The 23,599-nt window shown below is 50.2% G+C and carries 19 protein-coding genes and 4 tRNA genes; 5 read left to right on the top strand and 18 right to left on the bottom strand.

Features of this window, described 5'->3' with window-relative positions; translation table 11 throughout:
- Nucleotides 1-9: 9 nt before the first annotated feature.
- Both hemX and hemY read left to right on the top strand, forming a co-directional pair.
- Entirely contained in the window at nt 10-1,191 is a 1,182-nt protein-coding gene (gene hemX / locus MNO13_RS23450) for a uroporphyrinogen-III C-methyltransferase (protein WP_241939365.1), read from the top strand.
- A 2-nt stretch (nt 1,192-1,193) separates the two neighbouring features.
- Nucleotides 1,194-2,390: a protoheme IX biogenesis protein HemY gene (gene hemY, locus MNO13_RS23455; protein WP_064541549.1), complete on the top strand. Its 1,197-nt coding sequence runs from the start codon at nt 1,194-1,196 to the stop codon at nt 2,388-2,390.
- Nucleotides 2,391-3,020: 630 nt separating this feature from the next.
- Here hemY and MNO13_RS23460 read toward each other — a convergent pair.
- The 16 genes from MNO13_RS23460 to trxA form a co-directional block, all read right to left on the bottom strand.
- Nucleotides 3,021-3,097, bottom strand: a tRNA-Pro gene (locus tag MNO13_RS23460).
- Between the two features lie 39 nt (nt 3,098-3,136).
- Nucleotides 3,137-3,223 (bottom strand) — tRNA-Leu (locus tag MNO13_RS23465).
- A gap of 16 nt (nt 3,224-3,239) precedes the next feature.
- Nucleotides 3,240-3,315, bottom strand: a tRNA-His gene (locus tag MNO13_RS23470).
- Between the two features lie 73 nt (nt 3,316-3,388).
- Nucleotides 3,389-3,465, bottom strand: a tRNA-Arg gene (locus MNO13_RS23475).
- Nucleotides 3,466-3,622: 157 nt separating this feature from the next.
- Nucleotides 3,623-4,363, bottom strand: a complete 741-nt coding sequence (gene wecG, locus MNO13_RS23480; protein ID WP_133523142.1) for a lipopolysaccharide N-acetylmannosaminouronosyltransferase — start codon at nt 4,361-4,363, stop codon at nt 3,623-3,625.
- Nucleotides 4,360-5,736 carry an ECA oligosaccharide polymerase gene (wzyE, locus tag MNO13_RS23485; RefSeq protein ID WP_241939366.1) on the bottom strand — a complete coding sequence of 459 codons (1,377 nt, stop codon included), beginning with the start codon at nt 5,734-5,736 and terminating at the stop codon, nt 4,360-4,362. The genes wecG and wzyE overlap by 4 nt, the downstream gene beginning before the upstream one ends.
- Nucleotides 5,733-6,812, bottom strand: a complete 1,080-nt coding sequence (locus tag MNO13_RS23490) for a TDP-N-acetylfucosamine:lipid II N-acetylfucosaminyltransferase (RefSeq protein WP_241939367.1) — start codon at nt 6,810-6,812, stop codon at nt 5,733-5,735. The genes wzyE and MNO13_RS23490 overlap by 4 nt, the downstream gene beginning before the upstream one ends.
- A complete protein-coding gene (gene wzxE, locus MNO13_RS23495) occupies nt 6,809-8,059 on the bottom strand; it encodes a lipid III flippase WzxE (RefSeq protein WP_241939368.1) in 1,251 nt (416 codons plus the stop codon). Before wzxE ends, MNO13_RS23490 begins: the two co-directional genes overlap by 4 nt.
- Nucleotide 8,060: 1 nt before the next feature.
- A complete protein-coding gene (gene rffA / locus MNO13_RS23500) occupies nt 8,061-9,191 on the bottom strand; it encodes a dTDP-4-amino-4,6-dideoxygalactose transaminase (RefSeq protein ID WP_133523146.1) in 1,131 nt (376 codons plus the stop codon).
- 4 nt (nt 9,192-9,195) lie between these two features.
- Nucleotides 9,196-9,885 (bottom strand): dTDP-4-amino-4,6-dideoxy-D-galactose acyltransferase, encoded by a 690-nt coding sequence (gene rffC / locus MNO13_RS23505; RefSeq protein WP_064541632.1) that lies wholly within the window; start codon nt 9,883-9,885, stop codon nt 9,196-9,198.
- Nucleotides 9,886-9,910: 25 nt separating this feature from the next.
- Nucleotides 9,911-11,173, bottom strand: a complete 1,263-nt coding sequence (gene wecC, locus MNO13_RS23510; protein WP_241939369.1) for a UDP-N-acetyl-D-mannosamine dehydrogenase — start codon at nt 11,171-11,173, stop codon at nt 9,911-9,913.
- Nucleotides 11,170-12,303 (bottom strand): non-hydrolyzing UDP-N-acetylglucosamine 2-epimerase, encoded by a 1,134-nt coding sequence (gene wecB, locus MNO13_RS23515; RefSeq protein ID WP_064541569.1) that lies wholly within the window; start codon nt 12,301-12,303, stop codon nt 11,170-11,172. Before wecB ends, wecC begins: the two co-directional genes overlap by 4 nt.
- A 62-nt stretch (nt 12,304-12,365) precedes the next feature.
- Entirely contained in the window at nt 12,366-13,415 is a 1,050-nt protein-coding gene (wzzE, locus tag MNO13_RS23520; RefSeq protein WP_133523147.1) for an ECA polysaccharide chain length modulation protein, read from the bottom strand.
- A 23-nt stretch (nt 13,416-13,438) separates the two neighbouring features.
- The gene (gene wecA / locus MNO13_RS23525; RefSeq protein ID WP_133523148.1) at nt 13,439-14,530 is read right to left on the bottom strand and encodes a UDP-N-acetylglucosamine--undecaprenyl-phosphate N-acetylglucosaminephosphotransferase; all 1,092 of its coding nucleotides are present in this window, start codon (nt 14,528-14,530) and stop codon (nt 13,439-13,441) included.
- A 252-nt stretch (nt 14,531-14,782) separates the two neighbouring features.
- On the bottom strand, nt 14,783-16,042 hold the full coding sequence (rho, locus tag MNO13_RS23530) for a transcription termination factor Rho (protein WP_034492237.1): 1,260 nt from the start codon (nt 16,040-16,042) through the stop codon (nt 14,783-14,785).
- A 356-nt stretch (nt 16,043-16,398) separates the two neighbouring features.
- The gene (gene trxA / locus MNO13_RS23535; protein ID WP_034461718.1) at nt 16,399-16,728 is read right to left on the bottom strand and encodes a thioredoxin TrxA; all 330 of its coding nucleotides are present in this window, start codon (nt 16,726-16,728) and stop codon (nt 16,399-16,401) included.
- A gap of 131 nt (nt 16,729-16,859) precedes the next feature.
- Between trxA and rhlB the strand changes: the two genes are divergently transcribed.
- On the top strand, nt 16,860-18,131 hold the full coding sequence (rhlB, locus tag MNO13_RS23540) for an ATP-dependent RNA helicase RhlB (RefSeq protein WP_064541580.1): 1,272 nt from the start codon (nt 16,860-16,862) through the stop codon (nt 18,129-18,131).
- A 6-nt stretch (nt 18,132-18,137) separates the two neighbouring features.
- Nucleotides 18,138-19,622, top strand: a complete 1,485-nt coding sequence (gene gppA / locus MNO13_RS23545) for a guanosine-5'-triphosphate,3'-diphosphate diphosphatase (RefSeq protein ID WP_064541584.1) — start codon at nt 18,138-18,140, stop codon at nt 19,620-19,622.
- A gap of 1 nt (nt 19,623) precedes the next feature.
- Here the strand turns inward: gppA and rep are convergent, their stop codons facing one another.
- Nucleotides 19,624-21,645 carry a DNA helicase Rep gene (gene rep, locus MNO13_RS23550; protein WP_064541587.1) on the bottom strand — a complete coding sequence of 674 codons (2,022 nt, stop codon included), beginning with the start codon at nt 21,643-21,645 and terminating at the stop codon, nt 19,624-19,626.
- A gap of 89 nt (nt 21,646-21,734) precedes the next feature.
- On the opposite strand from rep, the gene ppiC reads away from it, so the two are divergent.
- The gene (gene ppiC, locus MNO13_RS23555; protein WP_064541590.1) at nt 21,735-22,016 is read left to right on the top strand and encodes a peptidylprolyl isomerase PpiC; all 282 of its coding nucleotides are present in this window, start codon (nt 21,735-21,737) and stop codon (nt 22,014-22,016) included.
- A gap of 1 nt (nt 22,017) precedes the next feature.
- Here the strand turns inward: ppiC and rtcR are convergent, their stop codons facing one another.
- Nucleotides 22,018-23,598 carry an RNA repair transcriptional activator RtcR gene (rtcR, locus tag MNO13_RS23560; protein WP_064541593.1) on the bottom strand — a complete coding sequence of 527 codons (1,581 nt, stop codon included), beginning with the start codon at nt 23,596-23,598 and terminating at the stop codon, nt 22,018-22,020.
- Between the last annotated feature and the right edge of the window lies 1 nt (nt 23,599).

Here is a 23,599-nt window from a genome sequence, read left to right on the forward strand (position 1 = left end):
GACGCCACAATGACGGAACAACAGACTAACTCCGCCATGGTTGAAGAGACCAAACCAGGGCTGGAAAGCGCACCGCTTCCAGAACAACCACCACAAAAAAATCGTAGTGGTATTGCCGGAATTGCGCTGGGTGCTATCGCCATTGCTATTGCGCTGGCGTTAGGTGGCGGTCTTTACAGTTATGGCAAGCATCAGTCGGCGGCGCAAACTGCCAATACCGATGCGCTGGCAACACAATTAATCGCCTTGCAAAAGCAGCAAGAACAGCAGCAATCCACGCTGGAAACCACTATCAAGCAGCAAGCGTCTGCTCTCGAAGAGTCGAATCGCCAACAAGCGAATCTGGCGCGTGAGCTTGAGGAAGTGCAGCAAAAAGTGGCGACCATTTCCGGGAGTGATGCGAAAACCTGGTTGCTAGCGCAGTCCGATTTCCTGGTGAAATTGGCAGGGCGAAAACTGTGGAGCGATCAGGATGTCACCACCGCGGCAGCACTTCTGAAAAGTGCAGATGCCAGCCTTGCGGATATGAATGACCCGAGCGTGCTGGCTGCTCGCCGTGCGCTAACGGATGATATTTCTGCGTTGTCCGCGATTACTCAGGTGGATTACGACGGGATTATCCTCAAGCTAAATCAGCTATCTAATCAAGTCGATAACCTGCGTCTTGCGGATAATAATACCGATGACACGCCGATGGACTCTGACGGTAACGAGCTCTCAAGCACTGTCACAGAATGGCGTCAAAACCTGGCAAAAAGCTGGCACAACTTTATGGATAGCTTCATTACTATCCGCCGTCGCGATGAAACGGCGGTGCCACTGCTGGCACCAAATCAGGATGTTTATCTGCGTGAGAATATCCGCTCACGTCTGCTGGTTGCTGCGCAAGCTGTTCCACGTCATCAGGATGAAACCTATAAGCAATCGCTGGAGAATGTCTCCACATGGGTTCGGGCTTATTACGATACCAATGACAGCGTCACCAAGTCGTTCCTTGATGAACTGGATTCTTTGAGCCAGCAAAGCATCAATATGGATGTGCCGCAAACGCTGGAAAGCCAGCCGCTGTTGGAAAAGCTGATGCAGACTCGGGTACGCAATTTACTCGCCCAGCCCGCAGCCAGCACGGCATCCCCTGCCCCAGTTGAACCCGCGCCTGCACCGGTTCCCGCACCCACTCAAGGAGAATAAGCATGATTAAAGTCTTATTACTCTTTCTGCTGTTGATCGCCGGGATCGTGCTCGGGCCAATGCTGGCGGGCCATCAGGGTTATGTGCTGATCCAGACAGATAATTACAACGTGGAAACCAGCGTCACAGGTCTGGTGATCATTCTGATCTTAAGTCTGGTTGTGCTGTTTGCCATTGAATGGGTGCTGCGTCGTGTTTTCCGCACCGGTGCCCGTACTCGTGGCTGGTTCGTAGGGCGTAAAAGCAGCCGTGCGCGTAAGCAAACCAAAGCGGCATTGCTGAAACTGGCAGAAGGCGATTACCAGCAGGTTGAGAAGCTGATGCTGAAAAATGCCGATCATGCGGAACAACCAGTGGTGAACTATTTGCTGGCAGCCGAAGCGGCACAACAGCGCGGTGATGAAGTCCGGGCAAATCAGCATCTAGAACGTGCAGCTGAACTGGCAGACCACGATCAATTACCGGTAGAAATTACTCGCGTGCGCCTGCAACTGGCTCGTAACGAGAATCACGCGGCGCGTCATGGTGTAGATAAATTGCTGGAAACCGCTCCGCGTCATCCGGAAGTTCTGCGTCTGGCTGAAATGGCCTATGTCCGTACCGGAGCATGGGGCTCGCTGCTTGATATTTTACCGGCAATGAACAAAGTTCAGGTGAGTGATGAAGCCCATCGTGCAGAGCTTCAGCGCCAGGCATGGATTGGGTTGATGGATCAGGCAATGGCAGATCAAGGTAACGATGGCCTGAAAAGCTGGTGGAAAAACCAAAGCCGTAAAACGCGCCACGAGACAGTGTTGCAGGTCGCTATGGCAGAGCATCTGATTGAATGTGACGATCATGACGCCGCGCAGGAAATCATTCTCGATGGCCTGAAACGCCAGTTTGACGAACGCCTGGTGTTACTGATGCCGCGTTTGAAATCTGGAAACCCAGAGCAACTCGAGAAAGCCCTTCGCCAGCAGATTAAAACGCAAGGCGATCGTCCGTTGTTGTACAGCACTCTCGGCCAGTTGCTGATGAAGCACGGTGAGTGGCAGCCAGCATGCGAGGCCTTCCGCGAAGCCATTAAACAACGCCCTGATGCGTTTGATTACGCCTGGCTGGCTGATTGCCTGGACAGGCTGCATCAACCTGAGGAAGCCGCGACCATGCGTCGCGATGGCCTGTTGTTAACTCTGCAAAATAATCCTAATCCGTAGATCCCAGGGGCGAAATCTTTCGCCCTTTTCCCTTTCTCGCTTTCCCTTACTGCATGCAAAAAAAAACACCTGCCAATTGGCAGGTGTTAAAACAGGTCTGTATGACAACTAAGTGGTGCTTCACTCAACGTTATGTCCATGGTGTCGGATGAGGTCTGAAAGACGACATCTGTCGGTGGACGATAAGCACCGTAATCGGCTCTGCGTCATTCCTGGGTTTATGAAGCCTAAGCAAACATAAGAAGTGGAATGAGCATCTACCTGTATATTATTGCACGATGTGTGCCAGGTTTGAATCCATAATTGCCATGAACCTATAATCGTTTGGTATTCATGTTGTTATCGTTGATAGCACTGGCAGCTGATGGGTTTTGTCTGGACTTTAGGTTTTCCGCAATAGTGTCTCTGTTTAGAGACACATAAACTCAATCCTGGTATTATTCATTTTTATCAATGAGTTAATAGTCACCAAACGGCGACAACAAAAGCAGGAATGTCGCGAATAAGAGACTGGGATTGAGATGGACTGTTTTCGCAAGGGTGTCGGATGACGCTGCGCTTATCCGACCTACGAAACGGCAAACTACAGACGTAAAAAAGCCCAATCTTTCGATTGGGCTTTCTTGAATTTGGTCGGCGAGAGAGGATTCGAACCTCCGACCCACTGGTCCCAAACCAGTTGCGCTACCAAGCTGCGCTACTCGCCGAAATACTGCTTTTACTTCTTACTGCTTTTAAATTAGAGATGGTGCGAAGAGAGGGACTTGAACCCTCACGTCCGTAAGAACACTAACACCTGAAGCTAGCGCGTCTACCAATTCCGCCACCTTCGCAATATCACTAAATTAATGGGGTGGCTAATGGGACTCGAACCCACGACAACTGGAATCACAATCCAGGGCTCTACCAACTGAGCTATAGCCACCACTGTAAATCTTTTCGCGCGGTCTACCTTCCTAAGAAGAAGTACCGCCGCAGCTCCAGCGCCATTCAATTAATGGTGCGCCCGACAGGATTCGAACCTGAGACCTCTGCCTCCGGAGGGCAGCGCTCTATCCAGCTGAGCTACGGGCGCATAGCGCCGTTGCGGGGTCGGATATTACGGGCTTCATGCCCACCTGTCTAGTGCTTATTTAAATAAAATGCGCATTTGGTTATGCTTTGCACATTCTGATGATTATCCAGCCAAATTCAGCCGTAAAACTCACTTTAACGGTGTGTCGGGTAGCGTTTTATAACCGACCGGTGTAATGCCAGGCCAGATAACGCAGCAACTTTATTTGGCGTGTGATGCGGCTCGGTTGCGACAACAAACGATAAAGCCATTCCAGACCAAGGTTCTGCCATATCTTTGGTGCACGCTTCACATGGCCGGTAAACACATCGTAGGTACCACCCACTCCCATATATAACGCATCAGGATGAACCTTACGGCAATCCCGCATAAAGATTTCCTGCCGCGGCGACCCCATCGCTACCGTCACAATAGCCGCGCCACTGTCCCGAATACGTTCAAACAAAGCCGCTTGCTGTTCCGCTTTGAAGTAACCATCCTGGCAACCGACAATATTAACCTGCCACTGTTCGCGCAGTTTGGCTTCGGTTTGCGCCAGTATTTCTGGTTTGCCGCCAATGAGGAAAACTGGTGTACCTTCTTGCCCCGCACGCTGCATCAAAGCTTCCCATAGGTCAGCACCAGGCACTCGTGACACAACCGCTCCAGGGAATTTTTTGCGAATGGAACGCACCACGCTAATTCCGTCGGCGTATTTGTATTCCGCGGCTTCGATCAGCGTTCGCACTTCCGGCTCACGTTCTGCGGCAAGAATTTTCTCTGCGTTAATCGCCACCAGCGTACCTCTACGCAGTGTTCCTTCTGTGTAGAGGTAATCCAAAGCATGCTGCATATCGCGCCAGCCCAGAAGGTTCAGACCGCGAATGGCATAGGAAGGGGCGGTAGTCAGTCGGTTCATGATATTCCTTGTGATGCTTTTTGGGTGCCTGAGACAGCTTGCGGGGAACGTCTTAACCGTTGATGTATCAGCCCCGCACTATCAAATAACCAGTAGAGCAGTTTAGCCAGCAGCAAGCAGGCACCAAATACCATCAGGAAAAATACAACGCGTGAGACGAAGGAATCCAGGCCCTCTCGTGCCAGAACAATCATGTTAAAGATCGCCCCGAAACAGAAACTATGCAGAATGGCTGCTTTGTACTTGTTGGTTTCCCGATTCCCCAGCTCATACAACCAGTCGAACCATTTGATGATTAGCCCCACTACCACTGCGCCCAACGGGATAAACCACACACCGCCCATCACCACCAGCGAGCCAATTAAGGTTGGTGAAATCGCCAGGCCAGAATGGTTGTTGAGAATTTCCCAGGTAAAGTAGTTCGCACTATTCAGTACAATACCAGGCCTACCGGGCCACAGCCATGTCGGAATAAAGACATAGAAATCACGTACTATCGGTGCCAACCCCTGGAATTCAATTTTGTCGTAATTTTGCAGCAGTAATCCCAGGTTTTCCCACGGAGAGAAGGTATCGCGCGTCAGGTACAAGAAGGTATAAAACGCTTCATCACCACTCACATTGAGACCGTAGCGTTTCAATGCCAGCCAGAACATGCCGACGATACCGAAGACGCCAGCCGCCGCCAGCATCCACAGCGAAATCCAACCGCGAATAATACCGATGAACAAAAAGATGGCGAACGCGATGATGATATTGGCGCGAGTCCCGCCAACAATCATGTAAGTCAGCAAGCCAAACGCTACAGTGCTGACCAGGAAGAACATCCAGGCGCGGCCATCTTGCTTAAGGAAATAGACCACCAGCATGGCGGGGATAAAGAAGTAGAAGAAGCGCTTTAACGCAACGCCCGACACTTCACTGGAGAAAATCTGGCTGTAGGAGTGCAGCTTAAATAACAAAAAACCATTATGCATAAAGAAGATGCCAACACTGACCAGCGCCACCACCATCAACATCACCCACGTCAGATGAGTCTCGACCCGGTTCATGGTAAAGACAGGACGGCGCACCGTTTCAGTTCTCTTCGCACGCAGCCTCGTTTTGTAGGCAACATAGTAGATACCGTAGAAACAGACTGCTGCAAGTTGTGCTTGTAGCAACACATCGGCCGGTACGACCGCCACGCCGAAGCGGAACACCAGCGTGCAGGTAAACGGGAAGCCAAAGAAAAATGTCAGCAGATAAAGCAGCGAGAAGAACACATTAAAATTGAAACGCACCCGGCGAAATTCCTGGTACGTTAACGTGCCAATGAACATCACTGATAAGAACCAGACCACAAACAAACCGCCAAATTGCAGCATACTCATGCGGTTTCTCCCGAAGCGATGTCCAGCGCCCGTTTCCAGCCGTCAATGTAATTAGGGTTGAAGAAGGCAATTTGTTGTTTATCCAGTAAGCGTAGTTGACGCTGCGCTTCGCGGACGATCGACTCATCCAGTGTGTCACCAGCAAAGAGCACGGGAATATGCTGTTCAGCCATATCCTGCCAGAACGGGTTTTTGCGACTCAACACGCACGGAATGCCCGCCTGAATCAGCAAGCAAAGCGTGCCGATTCCTTGCTGGCGGTCAAAAATGAAATATCCCAGCGAGCATTGACGCAACAGCGCCAGATAGTCGTCGAAGTCCATTTTTTCCGTCAGCACTTGTAGGTTCTCTTCGCTGAACAACGCTCGGCCTGCTTGCTGTACCTCATGAATATACGCATCGTTGTTAGCGGGATAGCCCATCGGAACCACCACGCGTACCGTGTCGCCAAACTGGGCATGAATCGCTTTCAACGCCACAATGTGTTGATTACTAAGATCGCCAGAATTGCCCACCAGCAGTGTCATTTTGCCGGTTATCACGTCACCAGGGTCCAAAGTATTCAGCGACGAATCCATGCGCGTCGGGAAATAAATCAGATCGCCAGCTACATTCGGGTGACGTTTATGGAAGTAGTTCAGGTCGCCGCGCGTGGCAAAAACTCGCCCCACCCGCCCCTGCGCAATACGGCGCAGCAGATAAAATACCCGAAACTTGAGGCTCTTCGAGGCCTCGTAAAGATCAGCGCCCCAAATATGCCAGTACATCTGGGTGGGCTTCAAACCACCGGTCAGCAAGGCAATCCATAGCGCACTGTTAAACTGCCCATGGAAGAAAAAGCGTTGTTGGCGATTAGCCCGCGCCTTTTCCACCACGGCCTGCGCCAGCGCTTTTTTAGTTGGGTAAAGCGTTACGGTAAGTGCCGGAAAAGCGGAAAGCAAAGCGTCGTCCTTTGACACCACCATAAACTGGCGGGCATGCAGATTTGAAACAGCCAGTGCGTCATTGAAGAAGCGCAGTACCGTTTGATTATGGTGTGGGATATCCGATCCCAAAACGTGAATCAGTGTCGTCATGCTCGTCTACGATAAATGAGGAAAACGCTGCAACAGAGCGTGAAGTAAATGATGTACGTTGCCATATATGCCTGCGCGGCCCCCAAGGCACCATGCGCAGGTATAAGCCAATGTGAAAAACCGGTCAATAATGTGAACTGGCTGATTTCAGTCAAGATATAGAAGCGAAGCGAGGCTTTGGCTATCACCAGATAACCAAACACATATGAGCCCACTTTCAGCACATCGCCCACCAGTTGCCAGGCAAAAAGATCGCGCATCGCAATGAATTTATGCGAAAAAAGCAGCCAGATAGCAAAGTCGCGTAACAGCCAGACGGTGACGCTTGCCGCCGCAACCGCAGGCAGAACAAACTTCAGAGAACGAACAATCTCGCGGCTGATGTCGGTTTTGTTGGTTAAGCGTGAAAGCGTTGGCAGCAAATAAACGCTAAACGAAGCGGTGATGAATTGCAGGTAGGCATCCGAAATGCTGCTTACGCCCTGCCAAATCCCGACATCTTCCCAACTGTAGTGAGCAGCAAGCAGGTTACGCATCATGACATAAGCCACTGGGAGCGTCACAGAGGTGATCAGCGCCATGATCGTGAATTTACCAAGGCTACTGGCGTAAACTTTATCCCACTGCGGTTTCAGGTAGCCAAATGGTACGTGCTCGCGGCGAACCAGCATGATGCCTGCCGGAATAAGTACCAACGCAGGCACCAACGCAAGCCCCAGCAACGCCCCCTGATATCCGCCCAGGCGATAACAAAGGTAATACGCCATCACGCCAATAAGACTGCCACCAATCAGTGCCAGCGCGTTACCAGGCGCATCACGAAAACCTTTCATGATGGCTAACGACAAGTTCGCCCAGGCGATACCCATCTGCACTAACGCCACCAGACGCACTAATCCCTGGTAATTCTCATGCCCAAATAAACCAAGGCTGATGGGCTTTGCTGCAACCACAAAAATGATGGCTAAAAGTGTTGAGAAACCCAACACCATCGCCGACGACGTGCCGATAACCTTGCGTAATTGCTCGGGCTGATCGTGATACTGCGCGACGTATTTTGTCACGCCGTTGAAGATCCCCGCGCCGGCAAGCACGCCCAATACCGTGACCATCTGGCGGAAGTTTCCCGCCTGACCGACGCCAGCTGGGCCATATGCCACCGCAAGCAGTTTCACCACCAGCAAACCGGCAGCAATTTTTACCAGTGTGGACCCTGCGGTCCACACTGAGGCTTTCGCGAGTGACATATCAGGAGAAGAAGCTTAGCAACGTATTGATAACGGTACGTTGGTTCGCTGGAGACAAGTTGTAGAACAGTGGCAAACGCAGCAGGCGCTCGCTTTCTTGTGTGGTGAAACGGTCTTCGCCGTGGAAGTAACCAAACTTCTCGCCAGCCGGGCAATCATGTAATGGGATGTAATGGAACACCGCCATAATTTCTGCCTCTTTGAGATACGCAATCAGCGCGCTGCGGTCTTCGATATCACGCAGCTTGATATAAAACATGTGCGCATTCTGTACACAGTCTTTTGGAATCGATGGCAATTCGATTCGCCCGGCTTTAGCCAGTGGTGCAAGCGCGTCGTAATAGGCATGCCACAGTTTCAGGCGCTGTTGGTTAATCTTTTCAGCGGCTTCCAGTTGCGCCCAAAGATATGCAGCCTGGAGGTCTGCCATCAGGTAGCTTGAACCAATATCGCGCCAGGTGTATTTGTCGACCTGCCCACGGAAGAACTGGCTGCGGTTGGTGCCTTTTTCGCGAATAATTTCCGCGCGTTCGATAAGTGAAGCGTCGTTTATCAACGTCGCTCCCCCTTCGCCACCGGCAGTGTAGTTTTTGGTTTCATGGAAGCTGAAACAACCAATATGGCCGATTGTCCCTAAGGCGCGGCCTTTGTAGGTCGACATCACACCCTGCGCGGCATCTTCCACCACAAAGAGTTTATGTTTTGTCGCAATCGCCATAATGGTGTCCATTTCGCAGGCAACACCCGCGTAATGAACCGGAACAATGGCTCGCGTTTTCTCGGTGATGGCTGCTTCAATCAGCTTCTCGTCGATGTTCATGGTGTCCGGGCGAATATCAACAAAGACAACTTTGGCGCCACGTAGAACAAAGGCATTCGCTGTAGAAACAAAGGTATAGCTTGGCATAATCACTTCATCGCCGGGCTGAATATTCAGCAGCAACGCGGCCATTTCCAGCGATGCGGTACAAGAAGGTGTCAGCAGCACTTTTTTGCTGCCAAAACGGTGCTCCATCCATTGCTGACAGCGACGGGTGAAACCACCGTCGCCACAGAGCTTGCCGCTACCCATCGCAGCCTGCATGTATTCGATTTCCGTACCTACAACTGGCGGAGCATTAAATGGAATCATTTTTTCACCTGTATAACCAGAAGGCGGTGCTTTCTATGTTGGCACCGCTTTGAATATAACGTCGCAGAGCTGCGGTATTGCTGGTTTGTGTAGCCACGCGCAGCGTTTGTAACCCACGCTGCTGACACCATAAACGCGCGGTATCCATCAATTCGGCACCCACACCACGTCCCGCCAGTAAACCAATACGCGCCTCGCGCTCATTGAGTTGGCGCATGCTGACAAAGCCTTGTATCACATCACCATTTTTCAATATCAGGCACTCGTGGTCAAAAGTACCAAGCACTGCATTTTCAACCCATTGTGCATAGAAATTTCCACTATCAGCTGGTTGATACCAGGGCGCACGAAAACGGCTTTGTGTGAAAATTTTAGCGGCTAAATCCCGTAATACAGGGATATCCGCATCTGTGGCTAGCTGTAGAGAAGATGGAGCATGTTGCGTGCCAACTTTCAGTGCAAGATCGACTTCTCCTTCAACCAGTTTAAAACCGAGTTGCTGCAAACCATCAAGCAAGAGGGTTTGCTGGGTAGCGATTTTTGCCTGCACACGGGTAAACGCCGCAAGGAGTGGTGGAGTCAGCAAGGGCGCGTCATCTTCAAAACGAAGAATTCCGCTATTCACCGCAAAGAATTGGTTCTCCCAGTCGAGAGATTCAATTCTTGCGTGAACGGGTACAGAGTTAGACGTCATCGGCTTCATCTGCGTCTGGCGAGAACTAGCGCCAGACTCCTTTGGTATCAACAATCCAGCGTTGCTGAACTTGTGTACCCGGAATAACTTTGAATGCCAGGTGATCGACTAACATCACCAACACGTCAGCTTGTGAAAGGGCTTCATCCGTAGTGGCTAATTCACAGTGTCCGAGCAGTTTTTTCGGCAGCTGGTGAATATTGGGCTCAACTGCCAGAGTTTTACCACTATGCCAGGTGCTGAGAAGCTCAGCGATTTCCATGGCAGGGCTTTCACGCAGGTCGTCAATGTTAGGTTTAAACGCAAGGCCAAAGCAGGCAATAGTGATTTCACTGGCGCGCTTTCCTGTTTCTGACAGGCAGTCAGCTACGGCGGCTTTCACCTGGTTGACAACCCAGTGCGGCTTGCCATCGTTGACCTCACGCGCGGTACGGATCAACTGTGCTTGCTCTGGGTTCTGCGCGACGATAAACCATGGGTCAACCGCGATGCAATGCCCACCAACACCCGGACCCGGCTGCAAGATATTGACGCGCGGGTGGCGGTTCGCCAGGCGGATTAATTCCCAGACGTTAATCCCTTGTGCGGCACAAATCAGCGACAGCTCGTTGGCGAAGGCAATATTCACATCGCGGAAGCTGTTTTCAGTGAGCTTACACATTTCAGCGGTGCGGGAGTTCGTCACCACACACTCACCTTCCAGGAAGATTTTGTACAGTTCGCTGGCACGAGCCGAGCAGATTGGCGTCATGCCGCCAATAACCCGATCGTTTTTGATAAGTTCAACCATCACCTGGCCTGGCAATACTCGTTCCGGGCAGTAAGCCACGTTAACATCTGCTGCTTCACCAGCCTGCTGAGGGAATGTCAGGTCAGGGCGAAGTTCGGCTAACCATTGCGCCATTTGCTCGGTTGAACCGACCGGAGAAGTGGACTCCAGAATCACCAAAGCCCCTTTCTTGAGGACGGGAGCGATGGACTCGGCGGCAGCTTTAACATAAACCATGTCCGGTTCGTGATCGCCTTTAAATGGCGTTGGCACCGCAATCAAAAAAGCATCAGCTTCAACTGGCCTGGTACTGGCGCGTAAAAAACCACCTTCCACAGCAGTTTTGACCACCTTATCCAGGTCAGGCTCAACGATGTGAATAGCACCACGATTTATGGTGTCTACAGCATGTTGGTTGATATCAACCCCTACGACGTGTTGCTGTTTAGAGGCAAATGCAGCCGCAGTAGGTAATCCGATATAGCCAAGACCAATCACAGAGATGGTTGCAAAACTCATTGTTGTGTCACCTGATTCTTCTTCAATGCAGCCAAAATTTGTTCACAGGCCTTACCGTTGCCGTAAGGATTATGTGCCCGACTCATCACTTCGTATTCGTTTTGGTCTTTCAACAAACGCGTTACCTGGCGGACAATCTCTTGAGTATCCGTACCCACCAAACGAACGGTTCCTGCATCAACCGCTTCCGGGCGCTCTGTAGTATCACGCATCACCAATACGGGTTTTCCCAGCGATGGCGCTTCTTCCTGGATACCACCGGAGTCGGTCAGAATCAGGTAGGCATGGTTCATTAAATAGACAAACGGCAAGTATTCCTGTGGGTCGATCAGCACCACGTTTTTAACATCACCAAGAATACGCGTCACAGGCTCGCTAACATTTGGATTCAAATGCACAGGATAAACAATCTGAACATCGCTGTTTTCTTTAGCAATTTCAGCCAGCGCGTGACAAATACGTTCAAAACCATCGCCAAAGCTTTCGCGGCGGTGACCGGTAACCAGAATCAGTTTTTTGCTGTTATCGAGGAACGGATGACACTCCGCCAAAGAGCTGCGCAAGCTATCATCAGCCAACACGCGATCGCGGACGGAAATCAGCGCATCAATCACCGTATTACCGGTAACGAAGATCTTACTGTCGCTGATATTTTCACGTAAGAGGTTTTGTCGGGAATTCTCTGTTGGCGCGAAGTGATACATCGCCAGATGCCCGGTAATGGTTCTGTTCGCTTCTTCTGGCCACGGGGAGTACAGGTCGCCAGTACGCAGACCCGCTTCAACATGCCCAACGGGAATACGCTGATAAAATGCAGCAAGACTAGTGGCGAGTGTCGTTGTGGTATCGCCATGTACCAGAACCACATCCGGCTTAAATGACTCAAGAATCGGCTTTAGTCCCTCGAGGATGCGGCAGGTGATTTCCGTCAACCCTTGCCCCGGTTTCATGATGTTTAAATCATAATCCGGCTCGATAGAAAATAGATTCAGCACTTGATCCAGCATCTCGCGATGCTGTGCTGTCACGCAGACTTTTGCGTCAAAAAACGGGTCTTTTGCCAACGCATCAACCAGTGGAGCCATTTTAATGGCTTCTGGGCGCGTGCCAAAAACAGTTAACACTTTCACAGCGATTCTCTTTAATTAAAAAAGGTGAAAGCCGTCCATCGAGCTTTCACCGGGTGAGGGCGTTATAACAATTTTGGACGGCGGGCTAATGCCACACCAGCACCAATCAGGGCCCCAACCATACCCCACATAATCAGCAAGAATGCCCGGCGCGGACTATCACGCTTCACAGGTTCCTCAGGGGTACGTAAATAGCGGTAGGTTTGGAAGCGAGCGTCGAGCGTCGGCCCAACATTCAGCGTCGACAGCATGGCTCGATTCTGGTCATAGTCGATGTCATAGTCTGGACCTACCGCTTGCAAGCTTTCAAGGCGTGCTTGCAACATAGGACGTCCTAACATGAACATTTCAGAATCTGGTAACTCGTCGGCAGGAACTTCTGTTTCACTTTTAGAAATATTTTGCTGCTGTGCTATTTTCAGCGCTTGCTCGACACTGTGCACTTTGCGGTCAAAAATTGCCTTCGCTACTGCTTCCTGCCGTTTAACTTGCGCTTTCATCTGAACAGTACGAGCAGCCCAGGCCCCCGTCAGTTCTTCATTGAGATGGCTTGCCGCACGCTGGCTGGCAAAAGCGACATATTGGCGCAGCAAGTTGTTAGCATCAGCGGCAGTTTCAGCAATTAGCTTCACGCTATCGCTAGTGTTACGGGTGGCATCACCAGCAGTAAATTGAATGTTATCAATGACTTCATCCAATAGCGCGGCATCCACTTTACTATTGCCAACCTGACGTTGTTTGTAATAGTCAGTCTGCAGCCAAAAATCACGACGGGTATCGTAAGCAGACAGCTGCATGATGAATTCTTTGTAAGCTTCATCCATCACCGACGGCTGATCGACCGGCAACATGTTAGATCTGAGGTCAAGATTGCGCAGGAATTGCTGCTGAGAATAAAAACCACCCAGCATATTCACGGTTGGACGATCGGTTATCGCGTTAGCACTCCACTCCTGCTTGGCAAAGAAAGTATAGATCAGCGCTACGGCAGCAAACAAAGCTGCCACGCCAATAATCCACAGCTTCCCTTGCCAAAGTGTCCGGAATAAACCACGAATGTCCAACTCGTTGTCTACCATTCCCGGGTTATTTCCTGGCACGTTTTGTTTCATCACTTCCCCAATTACATTCAGAATTAAGAAATGCTACTGCTGTTTCTACGTTGCCGACGCTTATGGCGTCTTATAAAACGAGCCACTTTCCAGGCGCGTTTGATGCAATAATCATATAGGACAAATGCAAGCAAGAATAATGCCAACATTACCCACTCGGGTATGGAATGAATATATTCAGCAGCCACGCCAATACTCGCAAGCAATGCTGCTGCGGCTGTGATAAGCACAAAAGCCTGACGGGAAGTAAACCCAGCACGCATGATTAAATGGTGAATATGCTGGCGGTCTGGGGAGAATGGACTCATGCCTTTGCGTAAACGGCGGTACATAATGGCAATCATGTCCATCAAAGGAATAGCAATAATCCACAAAGCAGTGACTGGACTGATTGGATGAGTTTGACCCTGAGTGGTTTCCAGTAGGATCCAGATAACCGTAAATCCGATGAGCGTGCTACCCGCATCCCCCATAAATACTTTATAGCGACGTCCAAGTATCCCGAGGTTTAAAAGAATATAAGGCAAGATGGCGGCAATCATTGCGAAGCACCACATCGCCAGGCTCAATTGCCCATCGAAATAAAGGATGATTCCCATTGCTGCAAAGGATACGCAAGAAAGCCCACCCAACAGGCCATCAATACCATCAACCATATTGAAGGCGTTTATTGCAGCCCAGACGGCAAACAGGGTTAAAAAATAACCGAATGGGCCGAGAACCATTTCCCAGGAACCAAATATATACCCAAGGCTGACCAGGTATAATTTCCCGACAACCATCATAACAATGCCAATTAATGCCTGAATCGAGGCTCTAATTTTTACACTGATATCAAAGCGATCATCCAGAGCACCGACGAACACCAGTACCCCGGCACAGGTCAAATAAAGCCATGCGTGTGGGATGTAATAATTGGCAATCAGGAAAGTAAAGCAGATCCCGGCATAAACAGAAATGCCTCCGACCAAAGGGATGAGTCCCTGGTGGCGTTTGCGGAAGTTTGGTTTATCTACCAGACCGATTCTTTTTGCCACCTTACGAGCGAAAAAAAGAAAAACGGTAGTGAATAAAAAAATACTTACCAGGTCAGTTCCAGCGGTGATTAAATTCACAGTGCAAGCTCTCTGCAAAATAAAAGGTCAAGGAAAACTCAATCGAAGTCTGCCCCGTCCAATGGTTATATACATCGAATCCCTGAACAACCCGTTTATTATTTAAACAACACTATCCAAGCGTTGCGACTAATAACATCATGGCATCCATTGCCACGGTTGATGCTTAACCGTGATAGTTGATTCTATATCGTATATACCAGAAAAGAAAAACGCCACGACTAAGCGTGGCGTTCCCCGAGTTTTTATGGCTTACGAGCGTTTCATCATATCGAAGAAGTCTTCGTTGGTTTTCGTCATCGCCAGCTTGTTGATGAGGAATTCCATGGCATCAATCTCACCCATTGGGTGGATGATTTTACGCAGGATCCACATTTTCTGCAGTTCTTCCTGGGTAGTCAGCAATTCTTCTTTACGGGTACCAGAACGATTATAGTCGATGGCAGGGAACACACGCTTCTCAGCGATTTTACGCGCCAGATGCAGTTCCATGTTGCCGGTACCTTTAAATTCTTCGTAGATAACTTCATCCATTTTAGAACCGGTATCAACCAGAGCCGTTGCGATGATAGTCAGGCTACCACCCTCTTCCACGTTACGAGCCGCACCGAAGAAGCGTTTTGGACGATGCAGGGCGTTAGCATCCACACCACCGGTCAACACTTTGCCTGATGCCGGTACCACGGTGTTGTAGGCACGAGCCAGACGGGTGATGGAGTCGAGAAGAATAATTACGTCCTTCTTGTGCTCAACCAGACGTTTTGCTTTCTCGATGACCATTTCGGCAACCTGAACGTGGCGCGAGGCTGGCTCATCAAAGGTAGAAGCAATAACTTCACCTTTAACCAGACGCTGCATCTCGGTCACTTCTTCCGGACGCTCGTCAATCAGCAGAACCATCAGTACACAATCAGGATGGTTATACGCAATGCTGGTAGCGATGTTTTGCAGCAGCATGGTTTTACCGGCTTTCGGCGGTGCCACAATCAGGCCACGCTGGCCGCGACCGATTGGCGATGCCAGATCCAGTACGCGTGCGGTTAAGTCTTCGGTAGAACCGTTACCACGTTCCATGCGTAAACGAGAGTTCGCATGCAGCGGGGTTAAGTTTTCGAACAGGATTTTGCTACGCGCATTTTCCGGTTTGTCATAGTTGACTTCGTTTACTTTCAGCAGTGCAAAGTAACGCTCACCTTCTTTCGGCGGGCGAATCTTACCGGAGATGGTATCCCCTGTGCGGAGGTTGAAACGGCGGATTTGGCTGGGAGAAACGTAGATGTCATCAGGACCGGCGAGGTAGGAGCTGTCTGCAGAGCGGAGGAAACCAAATCCGTCCTGCAATATCTCCAGCACACCGTCACCAAAGATATCTTCACCACTCTTAGCATGTTGCTTCAGGATGGAGAAAATAATGTCCTGCTTGCGCATACGGGCTTGGTTTTCCAGCCCCATATTTTCGCCGAGAGTAATCAGCTCAGAAACCGGCGTATTCTTTAATTCGGTAAGATTCATAATGGTGGGTTCTTAAACTCGGGGTAAATCTCGAACATGATCGTGAATGGTATGGCAGGATCATCCATGCCTGTTTAATGGCCACCACCACATGTCTTATCGCTGTCTGGTCATAGGAAAAACGCAGAACTGAAACGACACGACGGAATGGGTGATATGCCCGAAATCGATTTTGCGACCATATGTTCACTGTAAAACAGCGTCTTAGTGAAAGTTAACTGGAAGCATTGGGTAATACAAAGATTCAAACTACAAGACAAGTTCAAAATGCAGTAAAAGTAACTTAGCATGACTGACGCCGGGCGTCCAGCAGCTCACAAAAAATTGCGAACCCGCACGCACCGGCTGAGATTCCATTATGCCAGATTAGCGTCGAGGAACTCTTTTAACTGGCCTTTAGACAGCGCACCAACTTTGGTCGCAGCCACTTCACCATTCTTGAACAGCAACAGAGTTGGGATACCACGGATACCGTATTTCGGTGCGGTGCCCGGGTTCTGATCGATGTTCAGTTTAGCAACGGTCAGATTGCCCTGATATTCATCAGCGATTTCATCAAGAATCGGGGCGATCATCTTGCATGGACCACACCACTCTGCCCAGAAATCAACCAGGATCAACCCATCAGCTTTTAGCACGTCCGTGTCGAAACTGTCGTCAGTCAGGTGAATAATTTTATCGCTCATGTTCTACTCCGCAGGATTATGTCTACCTTGTTGGTGTAGCCTCAACCAACTTGGGGTGACTTTATTTCACCCCGTTTATTTCAACGGATGTGCTTTCGTAAAGCAATAGTAAACTGATATTCTACCACACTATGAGCAAAACACATTTGACCGAACAGAAGTTTTCCGACTTCGCCCTGCACCCTAAGGTGATTGAAGCCCTTGAAAATAAAGGGTTCCATAACTGCACCCCAATTCAGGCACTGGCACTACCGCTGACACTAGCGAATCGTGACGTTGCAGGGCAGGCGCAAACCGGTACTGGCAAAACGATGGCGTTTTTAACGTCAACGTTCCATTATTTACTCTCTCACCCGGTTCCAGAGAATCGCCAGGTGAACCAGCCGCGTGCTTTAATCATGGCACCGACTCGTGAACTGGCAGTACAAATTCACTCTGACGCAGAGCCACTTGCACAATCGACCGGCCTGAAACTCGGCCTGGCTTATGGTGGCGACGGCTACGACAAACAGCTTAAAGTGCTGGAAAGCGGTGTTGATATTCTTATCGGTACCACTGGCCGTTTGATTGATTATGCCAAACAAAACCACATCAACTTAGGTGCAATTCAGGTTGTGGTGCTTGATGAAGCTGACCGTATGTACGATCTCGGCTTTATTAAAGATATTCGTTGGTTGTTCCGCCGCATGCCTCCTGTTACCCAACGCCTGAACATGCTGTTCTCTGCCACCTTATCTTACCGTGTGCGTGAACTGGCGTTCGAACAGATGAACAACGCGGAATACGTGGAAGTTGAACCGGAACAAAAAACCGGTCACCGCATCCAGGAAGAGCTGTTCTACCCTTCTAACGAAGAGAAAATGCGCCTGTTACAGACGCTAATCGAAGAAGAGTGGCCAGACCGTGCCATTATCTTTGCTAACACCAAACACCGTTGTGAAGATATCTGGGGTCATCTGGCTGCTGATGGGCATCGTGTTGGTCTGTTAACCGGCGATGTGGCTCAGAAAAAACGTCTGCGCATTCTTGATGAATTCACTCGTGGCGATCTCGACATCTTAGTTGCAACCGATGTTGCCGCTCGTGGTTTACACATCCCGCTTGTCACTCATGTTTTCAACTACGATTTACCGGATGACTGCGAAGACTACGTTCACCGTATTGGCCGTACCGGTCGTGCTGGCGAAAGTGGCCATTCCATCAGCCTTGCTTGTGAAGACTATGCGTTAAACCTGTCTGCCATTGAAACCTATATCGGTCACTCAATCCCAGTCAGTAAGTACAAAACTGAAGCACTGTTAAGCGAACTTCCTCCACCAAAGCGTCTGACACGTTCCCGTCCGGGTAACGGTCCTCGCCGTAATGGTGGCGCCTCCCGTGGTAATCGTCGTCGCACAGGTTAAAAATTTATGCTCAGCTCCACCTCGCTGTATGCAGCAATTGATTTAGGCTCAAATAGCTTTCATATGTTGGTTGTACGTGAGGTGGCGGGGAGCATACAAACCCTTGCCAGGATTAAACGGAAAGTACGCCTTGCTGCTGGTTTAAGCAGCGACAATACGCTTTCACGCGAAGCGATGGAGCGCGGGTGGCAATGCCTGCGCTTATTTGCTGAACGTCTACAAGATATCCCTCAGTCACAAATTCGAGTTGTCGCCACCGCGACACTACGCCTGGCTACCAACGCCAATGAATTCATCCAGCAGGCTGAAAAAATCCTCGGTTGTCCGGTGCAAATCATCCGCGGCGAAGAAGAAGCACGCCTGATTTATCAGGGTGTTGCCCATACGACGGGCGGTGCCGATCAGCGCTTAGTGGTTGATATCGGTGGTGCCAGCACGGAACTGGTGACAGGCTCGGGGGCGCAAACAACCGCACTCTTTAGCTTATCAATGGGTTGCGTAACCTGGCTTGAACGCTTTTTTAGCGATCGAAATCTGGCAAAAGAAAACTTTGATGCTGCCGAAACCGCTGCAAAAGAGGTTCTCAGGCCGATTTGCGATCGGTTAAAACATCATGGCTGGAAAGTCTGCGTTGGCGCTTCAGGCACCGTACAAGCCTTGCAAGAAATCATGATGGCGCAGGGAATGGACGAACGAATTACGCTTGCAAAGCTTCAGCAGTTAAAGCAGAGAGCCATTCAATGTGGGCGACTCGAAGAGCTGGAAATTGAAGGGCTTACGCTCGAAAGAGCCCTAGTGTTTCCAAGCGGTCTCGCCATTTTAATCGCGATATTCGAAGAGTTATCGATCAATTGTATGACGCTGGCTGGCGGTGCGCTGCGTGAAGGTCTGGTGTACGGAATGCTTCATTTGTCCGTTAACCAGGAAATCCGCAGCCGTACCATACGCAATATTCAGCGTCGTTTTATGGTTGATACCGGGCAAGCAGAACGCGTGCAGCAACTGGCACAGGCACTAGCCAACCAGGTAACGGATTCGTGGAATCTGACGCCACTGAGTGTAGAAATGCTCGACAGCGCGGCCCTGCTGCATGAAATTGGCCTGAGCGTCGACTTTAAGCAAGCGCCCCAGCACGCCGCCTATCTGGTGAAAAATCTCGATCTTCCGGGTTATACACCAGCCCAGAAAAAACTGCTGGCGACACTGATGTTGAACCAGACAAACCCCGTTGATCTCTCGTCTCTCCACCAGCAAAATGCCGTACCACCGCGTATTGCAGAATATCTTTGCCGCCTGTTACGCCTGGCTATTATTTTCGCCAGTCGCCGTCGCGATGACATTCTGCCGGATATTACGCTGAAGGTGGAAGGCGAAACTTTAATTCTTGAGCTTCCCGAAAAGTGGCTGGAATGCCACCCACTCGGAGCTGAATTACTCGAACAAGAAAGCCTGTGGCAAAGCTATGTCCACTGGTCGCTGACTATCAAATAACTCAGCTTTTACGTGCTTTTGCCAGCATTTCACGAATGTTGGCTACATTATTCTGGCCTTTGTGCATCCGTTCTTCAGCTGATACCACTTTACGTTCCGTTTCCCACAGCAAATCATCTTGTGGTAATTCCAGCAAGAAACGGCTGGGTTCTGGGCGAATCAGCTCACCATACTGGCGGCGTTCTTTGCAGAGCGTAAAAGTCAGTTCTTTTTGCGCACGAGTAATTCCCACGTACGCCAGACGGCGCTCTTCTTCAATGTTATCTTCATCGATACTACTCTGATGCGGCAGCAGCCCTTCTTCCATCCCGACTAAAAAGACATACGGGAATTCGAGACCTTTTGAAGCATGAAGCGTCATGAGCTGAACCTGATCGGCTTCTTCATCGCTCTCCCCGCGCTCCATCATATCGCGCAGCGTAAAGCGAGTGACCACCTGAGTTAACGTCATTGGATCATCGATTTCCGACCCCTCAAGCATTTCCGTCATCCAGCTAAACAATGTATTGACGTTTTTCATGCGCATTTCGGCGGCTTTCTGGCTGGGTGAGGTTTCATATAGCCAGCTTTCATAATCAATGCCGTGAATCAAATCGCGCACGGCAGCAATGGGGTCGCGTTCTGACAAAGTCGCCACATCGCGTAACCACTGAGTGAAGCGCTGTAACGACTCCAGACCACGCCCACTCAGCGTCTGGCTCAACCCCATGTCGAAGCTGGCGCTAAACAATCCTTTATTGCGCTGCATCGCCCAGGCACCCAGCTTTTGCAGAGTCGCCGGGCCTATTTCACGCTTCGGTGTATTCACTATCCGCATGAATGCACTGTCGTCATCGGGGTTGGTCAGTACACGCAGATAAGCCAGAAGGTCTTTGATTTCCGGTCGCGAGAAGAACGAGGTGCCACCTGAGATGCGATACGGGATGCGGTTCTGCATCAGCATCTTCTCAAACACGCGCGACTGGAAATTTCCGCGATAGAGAATGGCGTAATCTTTGTAATTAGTCTTATTTATGAAGTGATGGGCAATAAGCTCGCCAGTAACGCGTTCAGCCTCATGATCTTCACTGTTTGCCGTCACTACTTTTAATTCGGTGCCATAACCCAGTTCAGAGAAGAGACGTTTTTCAAACACATGTGGATTATTGGCAATCAGAATGTTTGCCGCTTTCAGAATACGCCCGGAAGAACGGTAATTCTGTTCAAGCTTAATCACCTGAAGTGCCGGGAAATCCTGACTTAGCAAGACGAGGTTTTGCGGCCTTGCGCCGCGCCAGGAGTAAATCGACTGGTCGTCATCACCCACCACGGTAAATCTTGCTCGCGCCCCTACCAGCAACTTCACCAGTTCATACTGGCTGGTGTTGGTATCCTGATACTCATCCACCAGCAAATAGCGGATGCGGTTTTGCCAACGCTCACGAACTTCTTCATTGCTCTGTAAAAGCAGTGTTGGAAGCAAAATCAGATCATCAAAATCCAGAACATTGCAGGATTTCAGATGTGTATCGTACAAGCCATAGCAGTGAGCAAAGATTCGGTCGCGCTCCCCTTTGGCCTGCGCAGCCGCCTGCGAAGGCGTCATCAGATCGTTTTTCCAGTTTGAGATCGTCGAGATCAACTGCTGCAATAAAGTCTTATCGTCCTCGAGCAAACCTTCGGTTAGCTCTTTGAGCAACGCCGTCTGATCGGTGTCATCAAATAGTGAGAAGTTAGCCTTCATCCCCAGCGCTGCGTACTCGCGTTTAATAATCTCAAGACCTAAGGTATGGAAAGTGGAGATCAGCAAACCACGTGCTTCTTTGCGCCCTAACGTTTGCGCCACACGCTCTTTCATCTCGCGGGCCGCTTTGTTAGTAAACGTGACCGCTGCGATGTGACGTGCCTGATAGCCGCATTCGCGAATCAAATGCGCCATTTTATTGGTAATCACACGTGTTTTGCCCGAGCCTGCGCCCGCCAGGACCAGGCAGGGTCCGGTGACAAATTCGACGGCTTGTTGTTGGCCAGGGTTTAAACGCATAAGGTCACTCAGTGAAGTCAGGAAGGTACGAAGGGGAAAAAGAGCGTGGTAGTATAGCGAGCCTAATCCATGCGACTCAAGGCACTATCATGGCAAAAACCGCAGCAGCATTGCATATCCTTGTTAAGGAAGAAAAACTGGCCCAGGAAATTCTGGCGCAGCTTCAGAATGGCGGCGACTTCGAAAAACTGGCTAAAAAGCATTCCACCTGCCCATCAGGCAAAAAAGGCGGTCACTTAGGTGAATTCCGTCAGGGCCAGATGGTTCCTGCGTTCGATAAAGTGGTGTTTTCCTGCCCGCTGCTCGAACCATACGGCCCGCTGCACACGCAGTTTGGTTACCACATCATCAAAGTGCTGTATCGTAATTAACTCAGCTATTTTTGACGTCATCCCAACTCAACCCAAAGCGCACCAGATACTTACGTAACCTGTCTGCGTCATTGGGTTGTTTCTTTTGTTCACGTGACACCGCAAAAAGCCGTCGCCCCGCTTCTGAAAGTGAAGGCGAGTTGCGACACACTTCAATAACAGTTTCCAACTGACGTCTGTCAAAGAGATCGATATGCTCGGGCACGGCGCTAAATACCGTACTTGAACCTCGTTCCTGCCCGTTAGTTTTCAGCCTGACAACCTCTTCATCAACCAGCGCCTTTGTCACGCGCCCTTGTTCTGCAAGCGTTGCCATACGCGCTATTGAGGCGCTCAACTCACGGAAGTTACCGCGCCAGGTGGCTTGCGAAGAACACGCGAAAGCCAGATATTCTTCCTTTGCGCCTTTGTCGAAGCGAACCTGGCTTTTTTGATTACGGGCAAAGCGCTGTAATTCGTATTCAATATTAGGTGCGATATCCTCACAGCGTTCCGCAAGTCCTGGTAATCGAAAAGTCCACATGTTGATACGAGCGTATAAATCCTCACGAAACCGGCCCTGCGCGATCCACTCTTGCATGTTGCGGTGAGTACCAGCAATAAGCTGGAAATCACTACTGACTTCTTTATCAGAGCCAAAGGGAAAGAACTTTTTCTCTTCAATGGCTTTTAGCAACATTGCCTGTTCATCCAGCCCTAGTTCAGCAATCTCATCAAGGAACAGCACACCGTCATTAGCTTCCCTAAGCAACCCGGTTCGTGCTTGCAACGCACCGGTAAAAGCCCCTTTCACATGGCCGAATAAAGTAGACATCGCATTATCGCCGCGCAGCGTGGCACAGTTCACCGCAACAAAACTGCCCTTAACCAGATGCCGGGATTCGCGCAACGCGTAGATTCGCTGCGCCAGAAATGATTTACCGGCACCCGTCGGGCCAGTCAGCAGCATTGGTGCATCAGAGCGCAGCGCCACTCGTTCAATTTGAGCGATAAGTGTGTTGAACGTTTTATTACGGGTTTCAATACCGGATTTCAGGAAAGAGACCGACTGCTGCTGTTCACGCAAGAAACGGCTGGTCAGCGTGGCATAGCGGCTGAGATCCAAATCAATGACAGATGCCGTTCCTTCGGGGCTGTTCGCACGATCGGTTTTTTCCCCCGGTGCCGTTTGCAGCAGTCTTGCCGGGAGATAGCGTGCTTCTGTCAGCAAGAACCAGCAAATCTGCACCACATGCGTACCGGTAGTGATATGTACCAAATACTCTTCTGATTCAGTATCGAAAGGATAACGGCTGGCAAAATCGAGCAACGCATTGTAGACCACTTCAAAATCCCAGGGGTCACTCAGCTCCACTTCGTTTAACACGACCTGAGTCGCGGGTGAAACTTTGCCAATGTCCTCCGCAGCCTGTAAAGCCATACCTTTATCTTTAGGCTGGTGCAATAATTCCAGACGATCGACCGTTAGCCAATCCTGCTGGCACAGCCCTATTGTGGGGCGCCATTTCGTCCACCGATTTTCTCGCTTGCCTCGTTTATCCAGCGTGGTCCCCAATACGCCAATAACAACATTGCGTTTCATT

Source organism: Buttiauxella ferragutiae, assembly GCF_022637515.1.
In the GTDB taxonomy this organism is placed as follows: Bacteria; Pseudomonadota; Gammaproteobacteria; order Enterobacterales; family Enterobacteriaceae; genus Buttiauxella; species Buttiauxella ferragutiae.

What these genes read in the sequence shown, in the direction of transcription:
- MNO13_RS23490 (WP_241939367.1), bottom strand. Translation starts at nt 6,812, where the DNA reads ATGACGACACTGATTCACGTTTTGGGATCGGATATCCCACACCATAAT.
- wzzE (WP_133523147.1), bottom strand. Translation starts at nt 13,415, where the DNA reads ATGAAACAAAACGTGCCAGGAAATAACCCGGGAATGGTAGACAACGAG.
- rep (WP_064541587.1), bottom strand. Translation starts at nt 21,645, where the DNA reads ATGCGTTTAAACCCTGGCCAACAACAAGCCGTCGAATTTGTCACCGGA.
- ppiC (WP_064541590.1), top strand. Translation starts at nt 21,735, where the DNA reads ATGGCAAAAACCGCAGCAGCATTGCATATCCTTGTTAAGGAAGAAAAA.
- wecG (WP_133523142.1), bottom strand. Translation starts at nt 4,363, where the DNA reads ATGAACCGACTGACTACCGCCCCTTCCTATGCCATTCGCGGTCTGAAC.
- hemY (WP_064541549.1), top strand. Translation starts at nt 1,194, where the DNA reads ATGATTAAAGTCTTATTACTCTTTCTGCTGTTGATCGCCGGGATCGTG.
- hemX (WP_241939365.1), top strand. Translation starts at nt 10, where the DNA reads ATGACGGAACAACAGACTAACTCCGCCATGGTTGAAGAGACCAAACCA.
- rhlB (WP_064541580.1), top strand. Translation starts at nt 16,860, where the DNA reads ATGAGCAAAACACATTTGACCGAACAGAAGTTTTCCGACTTCGCCCTG.
- rtcR (WP_064541593.1), bottom strand. Translation starts at nt 23,598, where the DNA reads ATGAAACGCAATGTTGTTATTGGCGTATTGGGGACCACGCTGGATAAA.
- wzyE (WP_241939366.1), bottom strand. Translation starts at nt 5,736, where the DNA reads ATGAGTATGCTGCAATTTGGCGGTTTGTTTGTGGTCTGGTTCTTATCA.
- trxA (WP_034461718.1), bottom strand. Translation starts at nt 16,728, where the DNA reads ATGAGCGATAAAATTATTCACCTGACTGACGACAGTTTCGACACGGAC.
- gppA (WP_064541584.1), top strand. Translation starts at nt 18,138, where the DNA reads ATGCTCAGCTCCACCTCGCTGTATGCAGCAATTGATTTAGGCTCAAAT.
- rffC (WP_064541632.1), bottom strand. Translation starts at nt 9,885, where the DNA reads ATGACGTCTAACTCTGTACCCGTTCACGCAAGAATTGAATCTCTCGAC.
- rffA (WP_133523146.1), bottom strand. Translation starts at nt 9,191, where the DNA reads ATGATTCCATTTAATGCTCCGCCAGTTGTAGGTACGGAAATCGAATAC.
- wecC (WP_241939369.1), bottom strand. Translation starts at nt 11,173, where the DNA reads ATGAGTTTTGCAACCATCTCTGTGATTGGTCTTGGCTATATCGGATTA.
- rho (WP_034492237.1), bottom strand. Translation starts at nt 16,042, where the DNA reads ATGAATCTTACCGAATTAAAGAATACGCCGGTTTCTGAGCTGATTACT.
- wzxE (WP_241939368.1), bottom strand. Translation starts at nt 8,059, where the DNA reads ATGTCACTCGCGAAAGCCTCAGTGTGGACCGCAGGGTCCACACTGGTA.